Here is a 3,737-nt window from a genome sequence, read left to right as displayed (position 1 = left end):
GGGCGGGCGCAGCCTGCGCCGCGGGCAGGCCGGTGGCGCCAGCGGCAGCGGTGGCGGCCTGAAGGAAGGAGCGGCGGGTCGGGAGATGTGCGGACATGGCGGTGTCAGATGTGGAGATGGGCATGGCGCGCCGAAGCACGCCATGCCCGTTTTGCGATGCCGGCCCTGTGGTTGCCGGTGGGGACGTTTACTTTGTAGCGTCGACGAGGGCCTTGATCAGGTCAGGCAGGCGCGGCGCACCGGTGTCAGCCATGCCGCTGCCGCAGCCCTGGGCGTGAGCCAGCGCGGGCAGCGCCGACAACAGGCGCAGGGTCTTCAATAACTTGGACTTCATGGATCAACCTTTTCTCTTGCGGAAATGCTCGGCGCGAATGTCTCCGTCGCGCTCGGGCTTTGGGAGGGATCTCAGGGCTCGGGCCCGATGCAGTTGTAGCTGAAGCGGCGCAGGCGCACCTCGCCCTCGCCGGCGGCGAACAGCGCCGGCCGCAGGCTTGCAAGGCTGCCGGCGGCGGTCTGGTGCAGGGCTGAAACCTCCGTGAGCCACGGGTTGCAGGTCCAGGGGCCGTCGCCGATCGCGTGCTCGAAGGTCAGGAGGTGGCGGCGGTTCGTCACGCGCAGGCGGTGATGCTGCCCTTGCACGGCCTGCCGCATCCAGCCGTGGCGCTGGCCATAGCTGTAGGTGTGCATCTGGCCGTCGCCGATGCCCACGCCGACGAAGCCGCGCGCGTCATGGAAGAGAGCCAGCCCACCCTGGGCCGCACCTTCAAGCTCGAATTCGATCTCGGCGGTGTAGCTGCGATCTCCCGCGAGGCAGGTCAGCGGTGAGCAGTCGGACAACCCCGTGCCCTTGCCCCGCAGCGTCAGACCGGTGCCGTCATATCGGGCGCGCTGCAGGTCCTCGGGCGTTGCGTCCTGGAAGGTCCACTGCAGGCCGAGGCGGTCATGCGTGAAGTCGTCGCTGAGCGAGAGACCCGCTGCCAGCACCGATCCACCGCGCGGCTTGCGCTGGGCCCGGTCGAGCGGGTCGCCATTGCTGCGCGGCCAGCCGTCACGCGTCCATTCGATCGGCGCCAGCAGCACCTGCCGCCCGAGGGTACGGTAGCCGCTTTCGTGGCCGTGGCACAGCATCCACCAGTCGCCTGCCTGGCCTTCCACCAGGCTGGCAGGGCCGCTGGTGCGCCACGGCCCGTCCGCTGCGCTATCGATCAGGCTGAACGGGCCGTCCTGCCAGGGCCCGGCGATGGAAGGCGCTCGCGCCACCTTGACCACATGGCCGTCAAGCGCGTTGGCGCCCTGGGCCTGGACGCGGTAGAAGAAGTCGCCCCGGCGCAGCAGCTTGGCGCCGGCGATCGCGGCCGGTGCGGCGCTGCGGGCCGTCTGGGCATGGACAAGCCCGCCGACGGTGGCCAGCCCGTCGTCCGTGAGGCCGACGCGCCGGTCGCCGTTGACGAAGAGATGGCGCCTGCCGTCCTCGCCCACGACATGGGCTGGGTCCAGGCATCCCTGCAGCTCCAGGTCGACGGGATCGCTCCAGGGCCCGCGGATGCTGTCGGCGTGCATGACGTGGATGCCGACCCCCTGAGGCCGTAGCAAGGGGAGGTAGAGGAAGTAGCGGCCGTTGTGCCGGACAAGATCCGTCGGCGAGCCCGTGCCGAGCGGCTGGTTCAGCGCCGCGGCGATGGGCACCCAGTTCACCAGGTCGCGTGAATGCCAGATCACGGCACCCGGACAGGACTGCCGTGACGAGAAGGTCATGTAGTAGTCGGGGCCGTCCTTCAGGATGGCGGGGTTGGGGTGGTCGCCGGCCACGASGGGGTTGCGAAAGCTTCCGTCGCCCAGGTCCGCCAGCCGCTGGCCGTCGATGCCGCGGCCCCAGGACTGGGTAGGGCGGGTCGTGCCTGCGCTGCCGAGGGCCGCCACCACGGCTGGATGCCGCGGGGCCAGGGGCAGCGTGGCCGGCGTGTTCATGCCTTGGACACGAATTGGACGTGCGCCCATGCGCGGCACGGCAGGCCGCCCGGCATCCGGGTCGGCTTGGCAGCGGCGGCCGCCAGCGTCATGGCGTCGACCTCAGCAGCTTCTGCAGCGTCGGCGCCATGGACCGCTGCCAGATGTCGTAGCCCTTGGCGTTGGGATGCAGCAGGTCGGGCATGACGTCCTTGCCAAGCGTGCCGTCGGTATTGAGCAGCGCGGCATTGATATCCAGGAAGTGAACGCTGCGGCCGTCGGCCAGACCTTCGAGGAGCTTGTTGACGCGCTGGTTGATGCCACGCAGGAAGTCGTCGGGCTGCTCGCCGCGCGGGAAGATGGCCAACAGCAGCAGCTGGGTCCTGGGCAGGCGCTGACGCAGTTCGTCGAGCAGGCGCTTGACGCCGGCGGCCGTTCGCTCCGGCGCCTCCGCGCGGTGGCCGGTGTTGTTGGTGCCGATCATCAGCACGGCCACCTTGGGCGCGATGCCGTCGACCTCGCCGTGCTGCAGCCGCCACAGCGCGTTCTCGGTGCGGTCGCCGCCGAAGCCCAGGGCCAGTGCGTGCAGGGGCGCGTAGTGGCGCTGCCAGACCTCGCTGCCGTCCTTCTCCCAGCCCTGGGTGATGGAGTCGCCGATGAAGACGACTTCGGGTGGCGTGCCGGCGGCGATCAGCCGGGCCTTCTCCTGCAGCTTCTGTTCGTGGCGCGGCTGCCACCAGTCGACGGCCCAGGATTCGTTGAGCATGGCCGGCGTGACGGACTCGGTGCGGTAGTCGGGGCAGGCCAGCCCGGCCTTGGCCGTGCGCGTGATGCGCACGTTGGCGACGCTGACGCGGCCCGTGCCGGTCGCGTCGATGGCGAATGGCAGCCTGACCTTGGAGAAGTCGGCGCCTTCGCGCGTGAAGCAGCTCATGGCCAGGGCGACGTGCTGCCAGCCCTTGCCGGCCCAGCTGCGCGCCGGCTCGATGAGGTTGACGCCGCGCTCGCAGCCGTCGCCGCAACTGAGCTTGGCACGCACACCGCCCTTGGCGAGTTCGGCCACATCGAGGTCGAACTCCAGCGTGCCGCCCAGGTAGGGGCGCAAGTCCAGCGGCTCGCGGCTTTCGATGCGCAGCGTGGCCTGCCAGAGATCCTTCCAGTCCAGCAACACGGCCTCGCGTTTGCCGCCGGTCGTGAGTGCGCTCGCGGCCAGCGTGCTGGCTCGTGCGTAGTCGGCGGTCGGCGCCGGGACGACGACGCCGTCGCCTGCCAGCTCGACCTGTTTCTCCCAGTGGCCGACGACGGTGCGCCAGGCGGCCGATGGCGCCGGCAGGAGGGTGATGTCGGGCGCTGCCTGCGCCAGGGCGCCCAGGGCCGCCGTGGTGAGCAGCGCGCCGAGGAATGACGTGCGAACGCCGCTCACTTGTAGCGCCCCATCTTGACCTTCAGCACGCGCGGGTTCGCGACGAAGTTCAGGCCCCAGTCGACCTGGTCGCCGTTCCAGCGGCGCTCCGTCACCCACTTGCCGCTGGCGTCGAAGTGGCCTTCCTCGGCGTATTCGATCAGCGCGCGGCTGCTGCCTTCGATGTCGTCGATGCGCACGCGTGCCTGCTGGCCCACCAGCAGGAATTCGTCGTCGCCGATCTGCGCGATGGACACGCCACCGACGAGCTTGGCGGCATGCGCCGGTGCCTCCTTCTGGTTGCCCGGCCATTCACGCTCGCCGAACTGCCACTGGCCGAAGGTGACGTGGGCCTTCCAGCCCTTCATCGTGACGAACTGATCGGCAT

Annotated in this window: 5 protein-coding genes; all 5 read right to left on the bottom strand. The window is 70.0% G+C overall.

Features of this window, described 5'->3' with window-relative positions; translation table 11 throughout:
• On the bottom strand, positions 1 to 97 hold a 97-nt coding region (locus ACXJKR_RS26960), incomplete at its 3' end, for a twin-arginine translocation signal domain-containing protein (protein WP_457325430.1).
• Positions 98 to 187: 90 nt separating this feature from the next.
• Entirely contained in the window at positions 188 to 334 is a 147-nt protein-coding gene (locus ACXJKR_RS26955; protein ID WP_457325429.1) for a hypothetical protein, read from the bottom strand.
• 71 nt (positions 335 to 405) lie between these two features.
• Complete coding sequence (locus ACXJKR_RS26950) at positions 406 to 1,968, bottom strand: family 43 glycosylhydrolase (RefSeq protein WP_457325428.1); 1,563 nt, start codon at positions 1,966 to 1,968, stop codon at positions 406 to 408.
• A gap of 88 nt (positions 1,969 to 2,056) precedes the next feature.
• Positions 2,057 to 3,370, bottom strand: a complete 1,314-nt coding sequence (locus ACXJKR_RS26945) for a GDSL-type esterase/lipase family protein (protein WP_457325427.1) — start codon at positions 3,368 to 3,370, stop codon at positions 2,057 to 2,059.
• Positions 3,367 to 3,737: DUF5597 domain-containing protein (locus tag ACXJKR_RS26940; RefSeq protein ID WP_457325426.1), on the bottom strand; the 371-nt coding region annotated here is incomplete at its 5' end. The genes ACXJKR_RS26940 and ACXJKR_RS26945, both read right to left, overlap by 4 nt.

The organism is Roseateles sp. P5_E11, assembly GCF_054049355.1.
This window is presented reverse-complemented; position numbering and strand designations above follow the sequence as displayed.

Coding starts and splice junctions, on each gene's coding strand:
- ACXJKR_RS26955 (WP_457325429.1), bottom strand. CDS start 334: ATGAAGTCCAAGTTATTGAAGACCCTGCGCCTGTTGTCGGCGCTGCCC.